The 19,528-nt window shown below is 49.5% G+C and carries 19 protein-coding genes; 8 read left to right on the top strand and 11 right to left on the bottom strand.

The annotated features are described in order from the left end of the window. Window positions 1–357: 357 nt before the first annotated feature. The 3 genes from AC3ITF_RS10790 (at window position 358) to AC3ITF_RS10800 (ending at window position 2,471) form a co-directional block, all read left to right on the top strand. Window positions 358–1,407: an NAD(P)-dependent alcohol dehydrogenase gene (locus AC3ITF_RS10790; RefSeq protein WP_489176409.1), complete on the top strand. Its 1,050-nt coding sequence runs from the start codon at window positions 358–360 to the stop codon at window positions 1,405–1,407. 119 nt (window positions 1,408–1,526) lie between these two features. After that, a complete protein-coding gene (locus tag AC3ITF_RS10795; protein WP_223240236.1) occupies window positions 1,527–1,655 on the top strand; it encodes a hypothetical protein in 129 nt (42 codons plus the stop codon). A gap of 24 nt (window positions 1,656–1,679) precedes the next feature. After that, the gene (locus AC3ITF_RS10800; protein WP_137363298.1) at window positions 1,680–2,471 is read left to right on the top strand and encodes a carboxymuconolactone decarboxylase family protein; all 792 of its coding nucleotides are present in this window, start codon (window positions 1,680–1,682) and stop codon (window positions 2,469–2,471) included. 89 nt (window positions 2,472–2,560) lie between these two features. On the opposite strand, the gene AC3ITF_RS10805 is transcribed toward AC3ITF_RS10800, so the two are convergent. Then, a complete protein-coding gene (locus AC3ITF_RS10805) occupies window positions 2,561–3,460 on the bottom strand; it encodes a LysR family transcriptional regulator (RefSeq protein ID WP_181695614.1) in 900 nt (299 codons plus the stop codon). Between the two features lie 220 nt (window positions 3,461–3,680). Here AC3ITF_RS10805 and AC3ITF_RS10810 point away from each other — a divergent pair, with 220 nt between their 5' ends. Next, the gene (locus AC3ITF_RS10810; protein WP_117342775.1) at window positions 3,681–4,553 is read left to right on the top strand and encodes an aldo/keto reductase; all 873 of its coding nucleotides are present in this window, start codon (window positions 3,681–3,683) and stop codon (window positions 4,551–4,553) included. Between the two features lie 52 nt (window positions 4,554–4,605). On the opposite strand, the gene AC3ITF_RS10815 is transcribed toward AC3ITF_RS10810, so the two are convergent. From AC3ITF_RS10815 to AC3ITF_RS10840, 6 genes are all read right to left on the bottom strand, one after another. Next, window positions 4,606–5,670 (bottom strand): alpha/beta hydrolase, encoded by a 1,065-nt coding sequence (locus AC3ITF_RS10815; protein WP_117342774.1) that lies wholly within the window; start codon window positions 5,668–5,670, stop codon window positions 4,606–4,608. A gap of 138 nt (window positions 5,671–5,808) precedes the next feature. Further along, on the bottom strand, window positions 5,809–6,570 hold the full coding sequence (locus AC3ITF_RS10820) for a carboxymuconolactone decarboxylase family protein (RefSeq protein ID WP_489176410.1): 762 nt from the start codon (window positions 6,568–6,570) through the stop codon (window positions 5,809–5,811). After that, a complete protein-coding gene (locus AC3ITF_RS10825; protein ID WP_489176411.1) occupies window positions 6,548–7,027 on the bottom strand; it encodes a (R)-mandelonitrile lyase in 480 nt (159 codons plus the stop codon). The genes AC3ITF_RS10820 and AC3ITF_RS10825 overlap by 23 nt, the downstream gene beginning before the upstream one ends. 64 nt (window positions 7,028–7,091) lie before the next feature. Beyond that, the gene (locus AC3ITF_RS10830; protein WP_489176412.1) at window positions 7,092–8,549 is read right to left on the bottom strand and encodes a heavy metal sensor histidine kinase; all 1,458 of its coding nucleotides are present in this window, start codon (window positions 8,547–8,549) and stop codon (window positions 7,092–7,094) included. A gap of 15 nt (window positions 8,550–8,564) precedes the next feature. After that, window positions 8,565–9,245 (bottom strand): heavy metal response regulator transcription factor, encoded by a 681-nt coding sequence (locus AC3ITF_RS10835; protein WP_023320379.1) that lies wholly within the window; start codon window positions 9,243–9,245, stop codon window positions 8,565–8,567. 22 nt (window positions 9,246–9,267) lie between these two features. Beyond that, window positions 9,268–10,425 (bottom strand): aldo/keto reductase, encoded by a 1,158-nt coding sequence (locus AC3ITF_RS10840; RefSeq protein ID WP_489176413.1) that lies wholly within the window; start codon window positions 10,423–10,425, stop codon window positions 9,268–9,270. A 250-nt stretch (window positions 10,426–10,675) separates the two neighbouring features. Between AC3ITF_RS10840 and AC3ITF_RS10845 the strand changes: the two genes are divergently transcribed. Further along, window positions 10,676–11,725: a CocE/NonD family hydrolase gene (locus AC3ITF_RS10845; protein ID WP_370922971.1), complete on the top strand. Its 1,050-nt coding sequence runs from the start codon at window positions 10,676–10,678 to the stop codon at window positions 11,723–11,725. A 351-nt stretch (window positions 11,726–12,076) separates the two neighbouring features. Here the strand turns inward: AC3ITF_RS10845 and AC3ITF_RS10850 are convergent, their stop codons facing one another. Continuing rightward, window positions 12,077–12,331 (bottom strand): hypothetical protein, encoded by a 255-nt coding sequence (locus AC3ITF_RS10850; RefSeq protein ID WP_117342769.1) that lies wholly within the window; start codon window positions 12,329–12,331, stop codon window positions 12,077–12,079. A gap of 250 nt (window positions 12,332–12,581) precedes the next feature. Here AC3ITF_RS10850 and AC3ITF_RS10855 point away from each other — a divergent pair, with 250 nt between their 5' ends. After that, window positions 12,582–12,758 carry a hypothetical protein gene (locus AC3ITF_RS10855; protein ID WP_489176414.1) on the top strand — a complete coding sequence of 59 codons (177 nt, stop codon included), beginning with the start codon at window positions 12,582–12,584 and terminating at the stop codon, window positions 12,756–12,758. 598 nt (window positions 12,759–13,356) lie between these two features. Next, the gene (locus AC3ITF_RS10860) at window positions 13,357–13,671 is read left to right on the top strand and encodes a hypothetical protein (protein WP_135912058.1); all 315 of its coding nucleotides are present in this window, start codon (window positions 13,357–13,359) and stop codon (window positions 13,669–13,671) included. A 343-nt stretch (window positions 13,672–14,014) separates the two neighbouring features. Here the strand turns inward: AC3ITF_RS10860 and AC3ITF_RS10865 are convergent, their stop codons facing one another. Next, window positions 14,015–14,569, bottom strand: a complete 555-nt coding sequence (locus tag AC3ITF_RS10865; protein ID WP_489176415.1) for a GNAT family N-acetyltransferase — start codon at window positions 14,567–14,569, stop codon at window positions 14,015–14,017. Window positions 14,570–14,726: 157 nt separating this feature from the next. On the opposite strand from AC3ITF_RS10865, the gene tam reads away from it, so the two are divergent. After that, the gene (tam, locus tag AC3ITF_RS10870) at window positions 14,727–15,485 is read left to right on the top strand and encodes a trans-aconitate 2-methyltransferase (RefSeq protein ID WP_117343113.1); all 759 of its coding nucleotides are present in this window, start codon (window positions 14,727–14,729) and stop codon (window positions 15,483–15,485) included. 104 nt (window positions 15,486–15,589) lie between these two features. Here tam and AC3ITF_RS10875 read toward each other — a convergent pair whose 3' ends face one another. Further along, entirely contained in the window at window positions 15,590–16,096 is a 507-nt protein-coding gene (locus AC3ITF_RS10875) for a CaiF/GrlA family transcriptional regulator (RefSeq protein ID WP_181596739.1), read from the bottom strand. 369 nt (window positions 16,097–16,465) lie between these two features. Further along, window positions 16,466–19,225 (bottom strand): autotransporter outer membrane beta-barrel domain-containing protein, encoded by a 2,760-nt coding sequence (locus AC3ITF_RS10880; RefSeq protein WP_181490203.1) that lies wholly within the window; start codon window positions 19,223–19,225, stop codon window positions 16,466–16,468. Window positions 19,226–19,528 lie beyond the last annotated feature (303 nt).

The following is a 19,528-nucleotide window of genomic DNA, read 5'->3' on the forward strand; positions in this document are numbered from 1 at the left end:
GCAATCCACTGTTAAGTACAGAGCGGTGAATCTCGTGGACGTTTATGATGAACTCTGCGATTTATTAATTATGTTCATTATTGATATCACAATTGTGCTGTTGTGCGGAGAAAGTCGTTGTTGTTACCTTTATGAACGTTTTGACGAATAATCTTCGCATCAAAATGGCACCAATTCATTAATTGGCGCGTCTCTTGCCAGATAACTGCACGCGCTAACCAGAGGCTTTACTGATTCTGAAATTGAAAAAGGGCGTTGTTATTAACAATCGTTAACAGGCGATACGGCTTCATCTGTCATAATTATCTGATTGCATATTAAAACAACGCCATTTTTCCGTCACGATATGAGGTAGTTATGAAAACGGTTGGTTATGCAGCGCACACTGATGACGCGAAACTGGTTCCTTATCATTTTGAGCGTCGTGATTTACGTGAAAACGATGTCGCCATTGAAATACTTTACTGCGGCGTCTGTCACTCAGACTTGCATACGGTCAATGGGGACTGGGGCCCGCAGCCTTATCCTTTGATCCCGGGCCACGAAATTGTGGGTGTCGTCACGTCCGTGGGACCGCGCGTCAAAAAATATCATGTAGGCGACCATGTCGCCGTTGGCTGCATGGTGGATAGCTGTATGCACTGCGATCAGTGTGAGCATGGCGAAGAGCAATTCTGTCGTAACGGGATGACGCCTACCTATGGCGCACCGGACCGTTTGAGCGGTGAAGTCACCCAGGGTGGATACGCCAAACATATTGTCGTCCGCGAAGAGTTTGTACTGCGCGTACCGGAAAATATGGACCTGGCAAAGACCGCACCGATCCTTTGCGCTGGTATCACCACCTTCTCTCCGCTGCGTACCTGGAATGTGGGTTTGGGAAGTCGCGTTGGCGTGATCGGATTAGGTGGCCTGGGTCATATGGCGGTTAAGCTGGCCGTGGCGATGGGGGCCGAGGTGACCGTCATCAGCCGCAATAAGAACAAAGAGGAAGAGGCAAAAGCACTGGGTGCGAAAGGAATTCTGCCTTCTTCTGATCCACAGTCATTGCAGGATTCAGCCTGCGCATTCGATTTAATTATTGATACTGCGCCCGTTAAGCATGACCTGAATATCTATACCCCATTATTAGATATTGATGGCTCGTTAGTCATTGTCGGCCAGGTTGGTCTGATGGATGAACCGCTCACGGTACCTCTGATCATGGGACGCCGTCGCGTTGCGGGTTCGCTGATCGGCGGCGTTGCGGAAACTCAGGAAGTCCTGGATTTCTGCGCGAAGCATGATATCTATCCTGAGTGCGAAATGATTAGTATCGATCAGATAAACGATGCTTTCACCCGCCTTGCACAGGGAGACATGGCCCACCGTTTCGTCATTGATATGGCCTCGCTGAGCGCAGAGTAAGCAGATACTGCAGGGGAGGAGAAAATAAGTGACTTACCTTCCCGGTTGACCACCGAAGGTTCACCCGAAGGAACGACAGCAAAAAAAGGGATATAACGATTTATGCCCCATGGGGAAATCTGGCTATTTTTTATAAATCCCATAGTTATGTGTCTGGCTTAATTAAACTGGGGCAATTAGATGAGCCTGACGCATTGCCCGTCCCCCCTGATGCCTACAGCGCCAGATTTGAACTGATGACAGAATAATCGTCACTCGGCGGGAGAACATGAATGATAAACAGGGCATTCCTGGCGATTGTTTCTCTGTTATTGATGAGCGGATGCGTTTCCCAAACCACGCAAAACAGGAGTTTGAAAATGACACCAGAAGATACACATGACGCTGTCGTTGAAGTCGCACCCGCTATGGCTGCGTATGCTGAACGATTTATTGAAAAGGATCTCTGGAATCGTCCGGAGTTGTCGCGTCGCGACCGCAGCCTTGTCACAGTTGCTGCACTCATCAGCCGCAATGATACGGCTGAGCTTCCGCACTACCTTAACGTGGCGCTGGATAGCGGCGTTAAGCCTGCTGAAATCTCTGAAGTAATTACCCATCTGGCATTTTATGCTGGCTGGCCAAATGCCACCTCTGCGGCGCTGGTTGCCCGCAACGTCTTTGCGCAACGCCATATCGATACGGCGTCATTGTCAGGGGATAAAGTGGATTTCCTGCCTCTTGATAAAGCGTCGGAAAACCAACGTGCCACGATGGTTGAGTCAAACTTTGGCAAGGTATCACCAGGTGTAGTGAAATATACCACGGATGCGCTATTCCTTGACCTGTGGCTGCGGCCGGGTCTGGCACCACGGGACCGAAGCCTGGTAACCGTCAGCGCACTGGTTACCGCCGGACAAGTGGCGCAAGTGCCGTATCATCTTAATCGGGCGATGGATAATGGTTTGACCCAGACTCAGGCCTCAGAGGTCTTGACACAGCTGGCCTTTGTGGCGGGCTGGCCAAACATTTTCTCGGCATTACCCGTATTTAAAGAGGTATTTACAGGCAGAAATCACACCTGACGGATGACGATGAGCAAAAGCCAGGACCTGAACAGGTGCTGGCTTTATTCTCCCTGGAGTCATATGTCGTTAATCCTGCCAGGGAATACTCAGGGATGTTTGTAGTGGCGCAGCGCGTCAATAACGAGCTGGAAAGCTTTCGAGTGATTTCTGTTTTCCGGGTAGTAAATGTAATAACCATCCCAGTAAGGACACCAGTCTTCAAGGACGCTAATCAGTTCGCCGTGGGCGAGCTGTTTCTCAGCGATATCACGGGGAACATATGCCAGTCCGTATCCTTCTATGGCAGCCTGTAGATTCTGATAGATACGGCTAAACACAAGCTGACCGCTAACTTTGACGTTCAGGCTCTTACCCTCTTTTTCGAACTCCCAGACATACAAATTACCGTGAGTTGGAAACCGAAGGTTGATGCAGTTGTGATCAATAAGATCGTTAGGATGCTGCGGGTAAGGGTGATGGGAAAAATAGTCAGGAGAACCCACGACGGCAAAGCGTACATCCGGGCCGATACGCACTGAGATCATGCCATTAGATATTTGCTCTCCGAGCCGCGTTCCTGCATCAAAGCGGCCGGAGACAATATCCGTCAGCGCATAGTCATCAATCAGCTCCAGAGTAATATCCGGGTATTCCTTGAGTAGCGGCTCAAGCTTGGGCCAGATAACAGAGCCGATCGCATAATCTGACGTTGATATACGTACCGTACCGGCGGCTTTACTGTTGAGATCCTTCAGTGACTGTAATCGCCCCTGGATCCCATCGATATAAGGGCCGAGGTCATCCAACATGGATTGCCCTATATCGGTCAACGAAATACTGCGCGTGGTGCGGGTCAGAAGTTTCATCCCAAGACGGGATTCGAGGGTTCGAATGGTATGGCTGAGGGCTGATTGTGAAACGCCTAAATGCGCCGCTGCTTTGGTAAAGCTCTTTTCACGCGCGACGACTATAAACGCCATTAAATCATTAAGGTTTTCCCGTGCCAACCTGTGCCCCTTACTGCCAAAAGAGAGTGAAGGGGTAGTGTAGCGTAATGCATAGCGAAGGGGCACTTAATGGATGGGCAATTTACTGATTTTAACCGGGTCGGCTTCAGAGGGCGTAATTTATGAAAATCGTGCATAAGTCATATCAGATTTCGCGCCTTACTCATGTCTGTCTTTTTATTCTAGAATGATTGATTAGGTATAACAGAGGAATTCAATAGTGGATTATTCATTATTAAACAACAACCTGAAAATGCCGATGGCTGGCTTTGGTGTTTTTCAGGTAACAGATAAAGAAGAATGTAAACAGTCTGTATTGACTGCTATTCGTGCTGGCTATCGCCTTATCGATACCGCAGCAGTTTACGGTAATGAAGATGCCGTTGGTGACGCAGTGCGCGAGGCCATTGCCGAAGGGTTATGTAGCCGCGCAGAGCTATTTATTACCTCCAAACTGTGGGTACAGGACATGGCCAATTACGATATGGCCAAAGCAGGGATTGAAGCGTCGTTAGAAAAATCTGGGCTGGAATATTTTGACCTTTATTTACTGCATCAGGCCATGCGTGATTATTTCAGCGCGTGGCGTGCACTGGAAGATGCCTATGATGCCGGTAAGCTTAAGGCAATTGGGGTGTCCAATTTCTATGCTCATGTATTAGCAAACTTCTGCGAAACCGTCAGAATCAAGCCAATGGTGAATCAGGTTGAATTGCATCCTTACTTTGCTCAGCCTGCTGCACTTGAAACTATGAAGTATTACAACGTTCAGCCGGAAGCATGGGCGCCCTTAGGTGGCGGAAGACATAAGCCCTATGAGAATGAAATGCTGCAACAAATTGCCGATGCTCACAAAAAAACGGTTGCTCAGGTTGTCCTGCGCTGGAATGTACAGCGTGGTGTCACTGTCATCCCTAAATCCACCCGTCAGGAACGTATTGAAGAGAACTTTGCCATCTGGGATTTCTCATTGACTGAGAGCGAAATGGCGCAAATCAGCTCACTCGATTTAGGCTACGTTGGTGATGCCGTGAAACACTTTAATCCTGAATTTGTGCGTGGCTGTCTTGGTGTAAAAATTCACGATCGTTAATGCTGATATTAGTATTGAGCCTTCAATAATGAAGGCTCAATACGACTTCTTTCTATTGCAGATTTTTCTCTTTCAAAAACTGACTCACCAAATCAGCAATCTGCACATTATTTAAATCAGAGAACGGGAAGTGGGTATTCCCTTTGATTCCCACTTCTGGCAGATGCGTCACCGTCACATCCCCGCCATGTTTGTTCACCACGTCACGCCACTCGCGAGCCATTGCCAGACGTACGCGCCAACTGTCCTGCGCGGGCATGGCGACAGGTTTATCCGGTATGTTATCGCCGTAAATAATCAGAATCGGGATTTTGGTCAGTGCCATAAACTGCGCCATTGGCACAGGCTCACCCTTCAGCGTGTCGAATGCGCTTGGCATAGGGGCAGGGAGTTCTTTTTCCGGGAAGACAAAGCTGCTGCCTGGCTCGAAGGCGACAATGGCTTTGACCTTGTCATTTTTCATCGCCGTGTACCAGCCTGGTCCGCCACCCTGAGAGTGGGTGAAGAGGATAGCGGGGCCGGATTTATCCACGACGGCGGACATCGCATCAGAGATGACATTGATATCAAACGGCCCGGTATTTGGGGTCATCTGACGGAAATACTGATTCAGTGCTTCTTTGTCGTGAGAGAACTGAACGCCTTTAAAATACTCTGGCCACACGCCAACGCGGAACTGGTTGAACCACATCTGTTCATCCGGTTTTGGCGTAACAGTACCTTCTACAGTCGTGCGACCGGCGCTGCCCCGGCGTGGCTGATCGACAAGATAAGTTGAGAACCCGCGACGCAGGAAGATGTTCTGGAACCCTTCGCGACCATCCGGGGTACTTTCCCAGGTACGGGAGAACTGACCTGCGCCGTGCAGCATGACGATAGGGTATTTATGCGGATTTTCCGGAATTTGGTAGAACACAGAGGCATGATCGCCATGATAGGTTTGGCCAGCAGAATCCAGCGGCTTTTTCGCGTCAAATGTTCCAGGCGCGGTGATGATAGTGCCACCTGCAGAAAAGCTTCCCTGTTCCTGAATGACCAGCGGCTCGGCATAGACCGACTGAGCCACCAGGCCACCCGCCATGATGCAGATGGCCAGCGTTTTTAAGATTGTCTTCAATATTACATCCTCTGTTATGTTTGCCGTTCAATCATATCTGAGTTGTCAGCGTTAATTATTTAGCACCCCTGATTGCCCTTATTTGGCAGACTCATGAATGCGGACGATTAGCTGCGTATCGTCTCTAACCAACTTAACTTATTTGCTATCGAGCGCCTGTTGCAGCGCCTTTTCAGCTCGCGTTGCTGCATCACTTTCGCCATGTTCACGCAGCACCTGTGCCAGTTGGCGCAACTGCGCTGCCGTCAGGCCGACCCGCATGCTGGCTCGCGTATGCGACAGCAGCTGTGATTCCACGCCTGGTGTGGCCGCTAATGCGCCAACCGTTGCCAGCTCGCGGCTTTGCCAGTCGAGGTTATCGCGGGCGAAAATATCGCCAAACAGATGCGTTTGCAGGAACTGGTTAATCACTGGGGCAAAATCAAACAGCGGGCCTTGGACGGGAGCGCCTGAGATTTTTGTCTGGTTTGCGGTACCGACACGGCGAAGCTCATCCCCGACAGGGATCGGGGCAACCGGTTCTTTACCCTCAACGTCTTTGATACCACGTTGTTTACGTGCTTCGACGACTTTCATCAGTTCATTAAGCGCATTCAGGCTACGAGGGAAGCCCGTATAGGCATAAAGCTGGACGAGAATCTCTTTGGTTTCGTTTATCGTGAGCCCTGCGTCAAGACCCTGATTCAGGGCTGCATTCAGCTTATCCATCTGGCTGCTGGCCATCGATGCCGCAATCAACGGGATGGCCTGTTGGCGGGCTGACAGCGTATCTGAAACCGTTTGTTCGTGGTTCATTTCTGAGGCTCCTTTACTGACGGGTGCAGCATGTGCCGCGAGACCAAAACCAAAGGTCAGCAGTACCGCTGCCGCTAATGCTTTAATGGGCGTGGTATTGTTCATCTGTCACTTTCTCCATCCAGTTAACGCTTTTGCCATCCACAATCCCGGTTATCGCCAGATGCGTCATCGCGCTGCCGGGGGCCGCCCCGTGCCAGTGTTTGACGCCCGCCGGGCAAGAGACAACGTCACCGGCGCGGATAACCTGCACCGGCTGGCCTTCTTGTTGGGTGAGCCCAACACCCGAGGTCACAATCAGCCGCTGACCTGCCGGATGCGTATGCCAGGCGGAACGAGCGCCGGGTTCAAACGTGACATAAGCCCCGGAAACAGGGATGTCGTTATCCGGTTTGAAGAGAGGATCAACCCTGACACGACCGGTAAAGTTCTCGGCTGGCCCGAACACCGCATTCTGACTTCCTGCGGGGGCGATATGGACAGCGGGATTTTGCTCCGCTGCCCAGGATGAAAATGTGAAGAGGGGCAGTAACAGCCCGAGGTAACGTAAATGTCTAATCATACAAAGCGTCCTTATCAATGAAGAGGGGATTGCCTGCGATGATTTTATCGAGAGTATGATGACGTCAGACTGACGCCCCCCTGACAATTCTGTCAGTTAACCCTGGTCCCGGTTCAGCGTCGGATTGAGCATTGCCCGCCGCTTTATCCGCTTGTATCGCAAAGGTGAGGCCGAAAGTATTGATGCCACTTTCACTACGGGCAAAGGCATCTCCCCGGTGCATAATGGCGACGGCGCGTACAATTGACAGGCCCAGCCCATGATGGGTATCACTTCTGGGCCGGGAGGTGTCAACGCGATAAAAGCGCTCGAAAAGCCGGTTTAAGTGCTCTGGTGCTATCGGATCGCCCGGGTTTGAAACTTCAACACAGGCCTGATGACCTTTTTCGCTTAAGCGCACCGTAACCGTGCTGTTGGAGGGGGAGTGTCTTGCGCTGTTTTCCAGTAAATTAGCCAGTGAGCGGTGGAACAGCCGCCGGTCGATATGCGCGGTGACGTCCCCCTCCACATCCAGAGAAAGCTGTTTTTCCGCAAATGAGGGTTCAACATACTCCGCTGTTTTCAGGGTTTCTTCTCGCAGGGACACCTGGGTAAGCTGGGAAGCATGTTCACCCGCGTGAGCATGAGACAGGAACAGCATGTCGTTAACGATAGACGTCATGCGTTCAAGTTCTTCCAGATTAGAGCCCAATAACTCTTCCAGTTCATCCTGCGAGCGTCGGCGTGATAGCCCTAACTGCGTCTGACCAATCAGGTTAGTCAGTGGGGTACGGAGTTCATGCGCAACATCGGCATTAAAGCTTTCGAGCTGCCGCCAGGCAATTTCCTGGCGCGCTAACACGCCATTAAATGATGATGCCAGTTGCTGTAGTTCTTCGGGCAATGCGTGGGTATTCAGGCGCTGACTATGGTCTCCCGGCGCGAGATGCTGGGCCTCTTTACTGAGTGCTTCAACGGGACGAAGACCGATCCTTGATACGATGTATCCCAGCAAGGCGACAATCACGACGCCCAGTGCGGCTATGATTAGCAACGTCCGGGTGAAGGCATTCAGTGTGCCCATATATGGCGTGGAGTCGATGGCTACAATATAGCGCAGCTCAGGTCTGTCACCGTTAGCGGGGATCTTTTTCACTAACAGAAACAGTGAGCATGCGCCTTCCGATGCGCCGGGTACTTTATTAAAGCCCTCCTGCAAAGAAGACCACTGAACCCCCACCGGTGGTGTTCCCCCCATGCTAAAGCGCGGGTTATCGCTCACTATCCAGTAGCGAACGCGCTCACCTTCAGAATTGGTTAATACGGTAAATTTATTGGCAAGCGTTGACCAGCCGTCAGCCGACGTTTGTGCAGTGATCCACGGGCTCATTAATGATTCGCGGAACAACAGTTCGTTGTGCATCTGCTTTTGCAAAGAGTCATGCAGGGAGCTTCTGAGCAGGATGCCGATAACGGATACAATCAGCAGCGCGGATAAGGCAAACATCAGCGCCAGGTGAACGGAGATGGAACGCTTAGGCATGCTTATCCCCTTCATTTATTCGGACCGGACTTCGAGGACATAACCCATCCCACGAACGGTATGTAATAGCTTGACGTCGAACGGCGCATCCACTTTGGCTCGAAGTCGTTTAATGGCCACTTCAACCACGTTGGCGTCGCTGTCAAAATTCATGTCCCATATCTGCTCAGCTATCATCATCTTTGACAGAATCTCTCCTTGGTGTCGGGCAAGAAGGCTCAACAGGGAAAACTCTTTTGCGGTCAGCTCCAGCCGTGTTCCGGCGCGAAATACCCGGCGAGCCAGCAGGTCGAGATGCAGATCGTGAATTTGCAGTTGGGTAATGTCTGCGCCATCCGTAGCGCGACGACGCACCAGCGCCTGAATACGCGCCACCAGTTCAATAAGCGAAAAGGGCTTGGGCAGATAATCATCCGCGCCAAGACGAAGCCCTTTAACTCGCTCGTCGACCGAGCCGCGTGCCGAGAGCATCAGCACCGGCGTCTGTTTAGCTGCTCGCACACCCTCAAGTACCCGGTAGCCATCCATCCCCGGCAGCATCACATCCAGTATTATCGCGTCGTAGTCGAACTCTAGCGCGTAATGAAGACCTTCCGCGCCATCTGCAGAGACATCTACCGTAAATCCAGACTCGCTCAACGCACGGTTGAGATAGGTTGACGTTTTTTCTTCATCTTCGACTAACAACAGGCGCATAACGGGATTTCCTCTTAACTTTTCAAGGTGCTTCAACATCAGAATAAACCTGCACAGCATCCGGCAGACGTTGCCCCTGGATAGTGATGGCGTCCAGTGAGCGGGTGAGTTCGGTCATCTCGGCGAGAGTCAGCGACACGCTGGTAGCCGCTGTGTTTTGCAGCATATGGTCTTTATTGGTGGTGCCAGGGATGGGAACAATCCAGGGTTTACGCGCAAGGAGCCATGCCAGCGCAATTTGTCCCGGGGCGGCATTTTTTCTTATTGCCCAGGATTTCAGTAGTTCAACCAGCTGTAAGTTGTGTGGCAAGTTTTCAGGCGCGAAACGCGTTTCCGTCGCGCGGAAATCACCGGCAGCGAACCGGGTATTCTCATCAATCCAGCCCGTTAAAAACTGCACGCCGAGTGGGCTCCATGGTACAAAGCCAATGCCCAGCTCTTCACACACCGGAAGGACCTGCTTTTCAGGGCCGCGCCAGAGCATGGAGTATTCACTTTGTACGGCGGTCACGGGTAATGCTGCATGGGCGCGTCTCAATGTGTTGATGCCCATTTCAGACAGCCCCCAGTGCAGGACTTTCCCTTGATCCATTAAATCCTTCACCGCGCCGGCAACATCTTCGATTGGGATCTGCGGATCAACACGGTGTTGATACAGTAAGTCGATACGATCGGTACGCAGGCGTTTGAGCATGTTCTCGACGACATGTCGGATATGCTCCGGCCTGCTGTTAAGGCCCGGCAGACGCTTACCCGTTTGTTGGTCAATGTTCCAGCCAAACTTAGTGGCGATAACGATTTTGTCCCTGAACGGGGCGACGCCTTCACCGAGAATTTTTTCAACTTCAAACGGGCCGTAGGCTTCAGCGGCGTCGAAGAACGTGACTCCTTCATCAAATGCCCGGTGGATGATATTGATCATCTCGGGACGCCAGGGTGCAGAGGTGTCGTATTTGCGACTCATGTTCTGCACGCCCAGACCGATGGCTGAGACTTCCAGTTGCCCGAGTTTACGTTTGCTGGGAGGAGCAGGGCGTTGGTGGGTTTGTCTGGATGAATCTACCTGAGATGATTGGCTCGCCGCTGATACGTGCGGAATCAGCGAAGCGGCGGCAATGCCCGCTCCGGCGGCTAATAGCTTGCGTCGCTCTGGCATTGTTGGGTCATTCTGGCTTTTCATTGATCGCTCCTTTTCTCAGAAAATTGAACGTGAATCTCATTTAAGCGAGACCATTCTGCCTTCTGATTGCCAACATAAAGCTGACGGTTACCTGACAGCGCTGTCAGAAACATTTATCCATCCCAGTCCGTTTCCTGACAAAAATGTTATTTTCCTGTCACGATGCTGACAGCCCTCTCCGCCTAATCTGAGCCTGCAAATTTGATTCCGCGAGCCTGAATAACCAGGCCGACACTCATCGGGAGAGACCATGAAATTCACGCTTATCAGTGCAATGCTACTCACGGCAATGGCTGGGGTGACCTCAGTCAATGCGGCTGATTACAAAAAAAATTCCTTCACTCTCGTTTATGACGGTGCCATTACTGAGAACGTCAAAGGTAAGGTCAACATTCACCCCGTCAAATACGATCTGCATGGCATCCAGATTGCTGCGAATGTCTATACCCCTGCTAACTACGATCCCGCCAAAAAATACCCTGCTGTGGTGGTCGCGCATCCTAATGGCGGCGTAAAAGAACAGGTCGCCGGGTTGTATGCTCAGCGTCTTGCCGAGCAGGGCTACATCACGATTACCGCTGATGCGGCGTATCAGGGCGCTAGCGGCGGGATGCCGCGCAGCGTGGATAAACCTGCTAATCGCATTGAGGATATCCACGGCATGGCTGACTACATCAGCCAGTATCCTGGTGTAGATACCGCCCGCCTTGGTCTACTGGGTATTTGCGGAGGCGGCGGGTATTCACTTGTTGCGGCTGAAACTGACAAGCGGTTTAAATCGATAGCCACCATCAGCATGTTTAATTCAGGCCTTGTGCGCCGCAACGGTATGCAGGATTCACAGCTGGATACTATCCAGCAGCGTCTTCAGCAGGCTTCTGACGCACGTGCTCAGGAAGCCGCCGGAGGCGAAGTGCTTTACTCCGGCGATGCCAACCTCACTGATGAACAGATTGCTAAATTACCTTTTGCCTTGTACCGCCAGGGCTACGAGTACTACTGGAAAACCCATGCGCACCCGAATTCCACGTTTAAATACACCACCAGCAGTCTTCTGGATTTGATGAGCTTTGACGTCACGGACCATATCAATCTCATCAATAAACCGCTGCTGATGATTGCCGGTACAAAAGCGGATACGCTCTATATGACTGAAGATGCGTTCGCGAAAGCCACCGGTACGAAGGACAAAGAACTCTTCCTGATCGATGGCGCTACCCATATCGAGACGTATTGGGTGCCAAAATATGTTGATGAGGCTTTGCAAAAGTTAGACGTATTCTTCGATAAGAATATTTAGTTAGCCTCTAATGAAGCCCCAGCCTTGCAGGCTGGGTGTGTCCATCAGCTGTAGCCACTTTCCGCTTGCGTGTTCACGCGATAGACCCAGATTAACGAAGTTGCGGTTAAAGATAATTACGCTGCTTAAATAGACGCTATGAATGGCATTCATAAGAGTGGTGGATGTGGGTTGGGGCGGCAGTGTGGCTTGTGTGATAAGTGATAAGTGATAAGTGATTTCAAATCATAGATGGACGGGAACGGCGGGAGTATATTTTCTTCTATGTTCGGCAGATACCTTTTAATCTGGCAGAAACAGCGGACGCTGTGTCAGACTAAAAAAAGCCCCGCGTCAATGCGGGGCTGATGTTTATTGCTTGTCTTTTTCTAATGCATTACAAATGCGGAACAGAAATTCGTTATTTTTAAACGAAATCATTATCAGTTCAAATGAAATGCGAGTAATAACTAAAACAAGAATACTTAAACCACAGGCGCTAAAATTACCGTTAAATGCAAATATAACAGCAGCGATAATATAAATAATAGTTAATACCCAGTAAACGGCGACGAGTATTTTGGGTGTTATTAAAGTACCAAACGTTGCAAACTCTTTAAAAGCCATAATCAATCCCTTTGAAATATTAAAAGTGCAGTCATCATACACCTACGCACACTACCTATAGCAAATGTTTTTTAAAGCATCATGTCTAGTATATAAACACATTTAAATTGATTCGTTAATTAAATATGACGGCAATCAGCAACGGCAGGTTAAACCCTCACAAAGTAACACTGCAATTATTGTCACCGAATCCGGACTTGCCATCACCTTTGATGCCAAGACGAGCGAGGGTTACGAGCTGTCGCGCGACGTGGCGGAAGCGGCACTGGAGAAAGGTTATAAAATTGCTGACGGTATCGTAACGAATCAGCCTGAAATCAGTTTCGAGGGCATCGTCACAAGCGTTTATCAGACGGGGTTGTCAGGGCGTCGGGTGTGGGATTCTGTCGCCGCTGCAGCCGCCGTGGCGAATATGCAGGCGATATGAGATAGCGGGGAATTCTTTTCGGCGTACAATCAGTAAAAACAGTAACGTTTGCATATACAAAAAACGCGCCACCGGCGAAGAATAAATCCGGCGATGCAAGCGCGAGCGGGAAAGAATCATCGTGCAAAAAAAATCGACCGAAACTTTTTTACCTACAGGCGGGATCGGTATTTATCCGACATTCACACATGTTGACGTCCGAAAAAGTCGCACGCGCTGGCAGGGTCACTGATGGTCAGTAAATACAGCCTGGAAAAGTTACACTGTCACTTTTTTGGGTTCTCGGCGGCGTCGTATACAAAAACAAGCAGGTCAGGCGGCGGCACGGTTACACACGCGCAGGTCATGCCAGGTGCAACGCTAAAATACGAACCGATAACCGGTGAATTATGTCTGACCGCTGCCAGTGTAGGTGGCAAGTGTGAATGCAAAACGATTTCAGACGATAAATAATTTGCCTGCATTGCCATTCGGGTGTATCTGATGCAGGACGGCGACGAGATTGTCATTTTACTGTGTGCCGGTTTCAAGGACCGGCAAAATAACGACCTAGACGCCGCCGAAAAATATCGGGCTGATTATCTGAGGAGTAAAAAACATGGCCGCGCATGACATCGAAAAAATGTGGGAAAACCTGCTTAAAGAGGACATCGGGTCACGTGTTCAGATTATCCAGGAGATCCACGAGTTAATCCTGGCCGGTGAAATCGAAGTCGCAAAAGGAATGCTGCGCACGCTGATTAAGGTCACGTGCGGTTATCCAGCGATTTCAGACGAGGTCGGCAGGAATTCAAAATCAATTATGCGCATGTTGTCGCCGGATGTGGATCCGGGTGTCAAAGCGTTTATGGCCGTTGTCAGAGCTGCAGAGCGTCAGTCTGAGAAAGCAGCGGCCCAGGCAAAAATACATTAAGTCAGAAACCGTCACGACGAACCGGCCACAATGGCCGGTTTTTTTATGTCTGCGTGGTGTGCTGCGTGAAATCGTGTGCAGGATTACTGGTGAAAATCTGCAGAATTCACGCAGCGTCACGACAGGGAAGGGATCAAACGGACAGGCACGATTCAGACTGCATTAACACGTCTTTTTTAAATGCTCTCTGTCATTTAACATAATATACATTATGCGCACCAATGTGGTATCAGACAGAATCCAGCACTTTATGGTCATCCTTGGTCTGGTTGTTGATAGACTCTGAACGCTATCTTGGCTTCACATACCTTCACTATCTTTGCTCGAATACTGTCTCTCATTTTCATCCTTGGTCTTCAGAATTAACCAATACAGAAATCTTTTGGATTCGATACAGAACATGCAGGGACAGCCGATGATTTGCCGGCAACGCTGGATGCGGAAACTCTTCCACTTTTTTCATACCAAGCCGTTTCATTAAGTGTTCTGAAGGTTTGTTGAGTACCGATGTAAACGATACGACTTCATCCAGCATCAGAACCGTAAAAGCATATTGCAGACAGGCTTCAGCGGCCTCCATGGCTAACCCTTGATGCCAGTACGTTTTGCTGAGACGCCAGCCAATTTCGGTACAGGGAGAAAATGGAAATTTATCAGGCTGCGGGTGCAGACCGACACAGCCAACAAATTCATGCGTTTCTTTGGATTCAACGGCCCAAAAACCCCAGCCGCGTTGTTCTATTCCGTCCCTGAATCTCTCTGCTAGACTGTCGCTCTCCTGTCTCGTCATCGGTGCCGGAAAAAAGCGCATCACATCTGGGTCTGCATTCAGATCGGCAAATGCTGCCATATCTGTTTTTCCCCACTGCCTTAAAATGAGCCTTGATGTTTCAATCATATTGCATTCCTTACCATTATGTTTACATCATCACTCAGCGTTATTCTAGGCACTAGACACTTTACTGCGCCCTTCCCGCTTCAGCAAATACAGCCATAATGTCGTACGCTTAACGTGAAGATTGAATACGATCTCATCTTACACAGGAGATAGCTACATGGCCGACTGGAACCCTGCACTTTATCTGCAATATGGCAGCGAACGCTCAAGACCCGCAGCAGAATTATTGAGCAGAGTAGCGTTAGAAAATGTTCGTTCAGTCGCCGATCTGGGGTGCGGTCCGGGAAATAGCACGTCATTACTGTATCAACGATGGCCTTCGGCCAACATAACAGGCGTGGACTCTTCGCCAAATATGCTCAACGAGGCGCGTGCAACCTTACCGAACTGTCATTTTGTTGAAACAGATATCAGCGAGTTCCGGGCGGAGCAACCTCTTGATCTGCTTTATGCGAATGCTTCATTACAGTGGGTACCCGATCACTACGAATTATTCCCATATCTTGTCTCGCAGTTACACCGTAACGGCGTACTTGCTGTGCAAATGCCGGATAACTGGCTGGAGCCGACACATATTTTAATGCGTGAAGTCGCCTATGAGCAGGATTATCCCGATCGCGGTCGATCGCCTCTTCCCGGCGTGCATGCTTATTATGATATTTTGACTGAAGCGGGATGTGACGTTGATATTTGGCGCACGACCTATTACCACATTATGGATTCACATCAGTCGATTATCGACTGGGTCAGTGCGACAGGCTTACGTCCCTGGTTGCAAGATCTGAGCGAAAGTGAGCAACGAAAGTATCTGGCTCGATACCATGAACTTCTACAGGAGCAATATCCGCTGCAGGAAAATGGCAAAATCCTGCTGGCATTCCCACGCTTGTTTATTGTTGCCAGACGCGATTTTTAATCCCCTTATACTTGCATTGGCCTTTCATTGCAGAGGCTAATGTAGGTAAATAGAAATAGTATTTAGTTGGTATTATTTTATTTCGAAAAGTGACTATTCAACAATTACTCTTCGGTGAATTTGATATTATCATAAATTGGGCACCCCGCTTTCCATGCTTCCAATTGTGTTGCATTATTACCAGTCGGCCTTGATAACATCCAACGGGCCATAAGCTGGTCCAGTTGATTGTTTGTTTTCACGTCCTTTCTGGTATTGCTGCTTTTTTCTGGTTTTCTTACCGATGTCGGGGACGTTGCTACCTTGAGAATTCGTACGGCAAGTTGACAACAACCGCCCTGTACTGGGATTTTACGCATTTCAAATGTGATATCATCATACCCATGTCGATGACAAATATAGCTAAGTATGCCACTGGAACGTCTCAAATCTATCTGAAACGCCTGGCTAACATCATCCCGAGTAAACTCAGTTTTACGCAGAAAACCCCACCAGGCTACCGCCCTGTAAAGCGACATATCACCAAGATGGCGGATCTCGTCTGGAATATGAAAATGACCATGGTGTTTTTGTTGGGACTGTTCACCTGCCCTATTTGACTGATTTATCATAAAATTAACCTGTTTATTCACTATTCATAAAGAGAGGATAAGCAACGTCAAATGCTTTATTGTAAAAAGCGGGAATGAAATATATCTCATGGGTTAATGCAGTGTTGATTTTAAGATGATCAATAAAGAGATATTAGCGATTCGACGAGCCATTACTTTTTTACATGATAGTACGCAGGAATCAATTGATCTTAACCACTGTCTTTTAGTTAGATGAAATAACCTTGTAACACGCCTGTCGGTATATTTTCACACCGTAAGATTATTATGCGATTTGTGAATTAACACTTTTGGTTAATACATTTTCCGCGTGCGAATGGTAGTGGCGAAATAAACACCCCGCATCCTGATTTAGGATGCGGGGTGTTGTCAGAATAACACCTTCACACCGAACATTGCCTGAGAATCACTGTAACCACTGTCGCCAATTTGTTGACCTACGTTTCCCCAAAGGTGCAGACGCGTATTTACTTTCGCTTCAACACCTGCTCTGAGTTCAGCGATATTTTTTGCGCCATCAACGTCACCCTGTATTTCATTCATTGATATCGAATAATTTCGGGAATTATGAAGCCAGTTAGTTTCAATAAATGGCTGAAAAAGCCGATCTTTTCCTTCATCGCGTTGGTTATAGCCTCGCAAATACGCTTTAACCCCCAACCGGCTTTGCAGATTCCCTTTGCCTTTATCTCGGATCACGGTGCCGTTTGCCTCCTGATGATCGTCAGACGATACGTCCATCCAGGTCAACTGAACCTGGGGTTGTAGCCAGTAACTCAGGCGTGCCGTCTCCTTCAACTTAAAGGCATATCCTGCTTCAAGCGAGGCGGTCACCCCCCGTGAACGATATTTCTCTGTCGCCAGTTGTTCACCGCGAACGGTGTTATCAAACCAGTTATAAAGCATCCAGCTGTCAACATATCCCCCGCTTTTCTCCACATTGTTGGCATACCAGGTTGCGTACAATCCGGCGCTGTAACCTGATATCGAACCGTCAGCGCGGTAATGGCTGACGTCTGACCGCGTATTACTTTGGCTGTTTGCGTAGCCGAACATGACGCCCAGATGCCAGCGCTCAACCTCGTCTGAACTCCATTGTGCGACATCACCACCTATTTGCAGAACATAACGGTTACTTTGCGTCTTCAGTTGCCCGCTACTATCACGAAACCGGGTATGCCCACCGACGTTGCGTAACCACATGCTGGTCACGTCTGACTCACCCGTTATGGGGTCAATATAGTGACTTTCGCCCAGGCGATCGTGCAAACGTGTCGTAAACAGCGTATTTCCCGCCGATTTATTCGCAAGGTAAGCGCCTAATTCAGGGCGTAAAACCGAATCGTGAGATGCGGGTTCTTCTTGTTGGACAGGTAACACCGGTGTGTCGGGATCAATAGCCGGTTCTTCTGGGTCACGTATTGGTTCTTCTGGATCGCGTATCGGTTCTTCAGAAGGAGTCCACGTATTGGTCAAATACCAATGATTCGAATCAGGAATGAGTGCGGAGTCATCCGTATTATTTCCCCGCAGTAGTGCGTAATCATAGGCGCCCGCGGTCAAACGGCCAACTGCAACAAACTCACCACCTGACTCGCCGTCCACCCGCACTACCCGTGCACCATTGAGATTACTGACCGTCTGGCTGCCCAGTGCCTGCAAAGCGACACGAGTGGTCCCTGATGTATTCCCCATCACGTGAAGTTGGTTCACCACCGCTTTTTGTTGCACGGCATCTTCTGTTGTATTGAGGATAAGAAGACCGTTGTTGCTGCTGTAATTACCGCTAACGGTCAGGATACTATTGGAACGTTTTAGTGCCTCGTCCGTTCCCGGCTGGCCAAAACTGAGCATACCGTCGAGCGACAGCGAGCGGATAGTCTGACTAAAACCATTCAGATCGACAGTCGCCGTCTCATCCACAGTGAAATCTGAGTTGCGGCTAAAGGCATCCGTGCTGCCAGCCCGCAGCGTACCGTTGCGTAGCGACGTGATGCCCGTGTAGGCATTATTTCCCGACAATAATGTCGTTCCCGGACCATTATGATTGACCTGACCACGTCCGGTTATATCTGCTGCGAGTGAAAAATCGTCACTGTTATGATTAAAATTCAGTTGAACAGTGCTGGTATTGTCGGCAGTATCGCCAAGATAGATCCACGGAACGTTAATGACGCCAGCGCGCTGCGCGACGTCCCCCTCTTCAGACCCTACGTTGACAATGCCTGTACTTCCCTTACCGACGCCTAACCATAAATATTTCCCGGATTTTACCGTGCCACCATTACTCACGGTTAGCACGCCGCGTGCATCATTGTTGCCGGTTCCGTATCCCCCTAGCAAAATCGGCTTAGCGACGTCCAGTAACGAATCCTCACCATCAACCCTGACGGCACCGTTACCAAACAAGTTATTGCGATCTGTTTTACCAACATAGCCAATATTCATGTGTTCGGTTGCGACCACCTGCCCACCATTAAGAATATCGAGCTTGCCGGTGTCCTGATCGCCCACCACGACCCAGTTCGTTTTAACAGTAGATCCCGTTCCGTCAATCATGACGCTGCCGTAGGCGCCGGCATAAAATTCGCCGATGCGGAGTTCATTAATTCCGCTTATTTGGCTGCCAAGCTCCACCAATAAGCGGCCACTGCCGCTGTTAGTCCCTAAAACGAGATCTCCCCCTCTCAGTATCCAGATTGCCCCATTGGTCAGGGTCACAATGCCGGCACTTCCCCGACCAATTGAGCCTGTAAGCGAAGAAATTTGGCGCCCATCAATGACCAACGCACCTGCAGAATCTTTACCAACAATCAGGCCACGAAAAGTATTCCAGACGTCGTCAGTATTTTCAGTATTTGATAACAGAACACTGGCGTTATTATTAATGATCGCATCACTGGTGGCATTGGCGGGTGTATACGGTTGGGCCGCCAATAATATGCGGCTGGCTTGCAGTGTAGTTTTACTTTTATTTTCCGTGCATAACGCGGCTGATTCACGTTCACATAGCCGTTCTTCTGCGATGGCGTCTACGGGTACCAGCAGACCTGTTGACGCTAACAGCAGTCCGGGAATAATCGCTAATCGGCCGGGGCGTTTTGCAGGCATTAGCTGAAAGTTTTTCATAGATAATCCTCCTGATTATCGTGCATACATCCTTTTAAAGCGTCAGCAGGTTAATCCTCCTGACGACATGGATTTTTTATACGAACGCCATGATTACACTTTCAACGGTTTTATCGAGACAATGATCTATTCTGTGAATGGCCTTACGCTCCGCGGAGATAAATAAGCCTTCGTATTGACAATCACAGGTTGTCGTTCATTTAATGGTCTGTTTTATCTTTACACCGGGTATCGCATATGCGTGCCATCGCTTTTTTAAGATGTGCTTCTAGTGGCGAGGCTTGTCATCTGCTAGTGTCAGAT

Source organism: Citrobacter sp. KH_055_1, assembly GCF_057838705.1.

Bases quoted from the DNA above. Each gene is read 5' to 3' on its own strand.
- AC3ITF_RS10790 (WP_489176409.1), top strand. From the start codon at position 358: ATGAAAACGGTTGGTTATGCAGCGCACACTGATGACGCGAAACTGGTT.
- AC3ITF_RS10800 (WP_137363298.1), top strand. From the start codon at position 1,680: ATGATAAACAGGGCATTCCTGGCGATTGTTTCTCTGTTATTGATGAGC.
- AC3ITF_RS10820 (WP_489176410.1), bottom strand. From the start codon at position 6,570: ATGAACAATACCACGCCCATTAAAGCATTAGCGGCAGCGGTACTGCTG.
- AC3ITF_RS10825 (WP_489176411.1), bottom strand. From the start codon at position 7,027: ATGATTAGACATTTACGTTACCTCGGGCTGTTACTGCCCCTCTTCACA.
- AC3ITF_RS10830 (WP_489176412.1), bottom strand. From the start codon at position 8,549: ATGCCTAAGCGTTCCATCTCCGTTCACCTGGCGCTGATGTTTGCCTTA.
- AC3ITF_RS10835 (WP_023320379.1), bottom strand. From the start codon at position 9,245: ATGCGCCTGTTGTTAGTCGAAGATGAAGAAAAAACGTCAACCTATCTC.
- AC3ITF_RS10840 (WP_489176413.1), bottom strand. From the start codon at position 10,425: ATGAAAAGCCAGAATGACCCAACAATGCCAGAGCGACGCAAGCTATTA.
- AC3ITF_RS10845 (WP_370922971.1), top strand. From the start codon at position 10,676: ATGAAATTCACGCTTATCAGTGCAATGCTACTCACGGCAATGGCTGGG.
- AC3ITF_RS10850 (WP_117342769.1), bottom strand. From the start codon at position 12,331: ATGGCTTTTAAAGAGTTTGCAACGTTTGGTACTTTAATAACACCCAAA.
- AC3ITF_RS10860 (WP_135912058.1), top strand. From the start codon at position 13,357: ATGGCCGCGCATGACATCGAAAAAATGTGGGAAAACCTGCTTAAAGAG.
- AC3ITF_RS10865 (WP_489176415.1), bottom strand. From the start codon at position 14,569: ATGATTGAAACATCAAGGCTCATTTTAAGGCAGTGGGGAAAAACAGAT.
- tam (WP_117343113.1), top strand. From the start codon at position 14,727: ATGGCCGACTGGAACCCTGCACTTTATCTGCAATATGGCAGCGAACGC.
- AC3ITF_RS10875 (WP_181596739.1), bottom strand. From the start codon at position 16,096: ATGATAAATCAGTCAAATAGGGCAGGTGAACAGTCCCAACAAAAACAC.
- AC3ITF_RS10880 (WP_181490203.1), bottom strand. From the start codon at position 19,225: ATGAAAAACTTTCAGCTAATGCCTGCAAAACGCCCCGGCCGATTAGCG.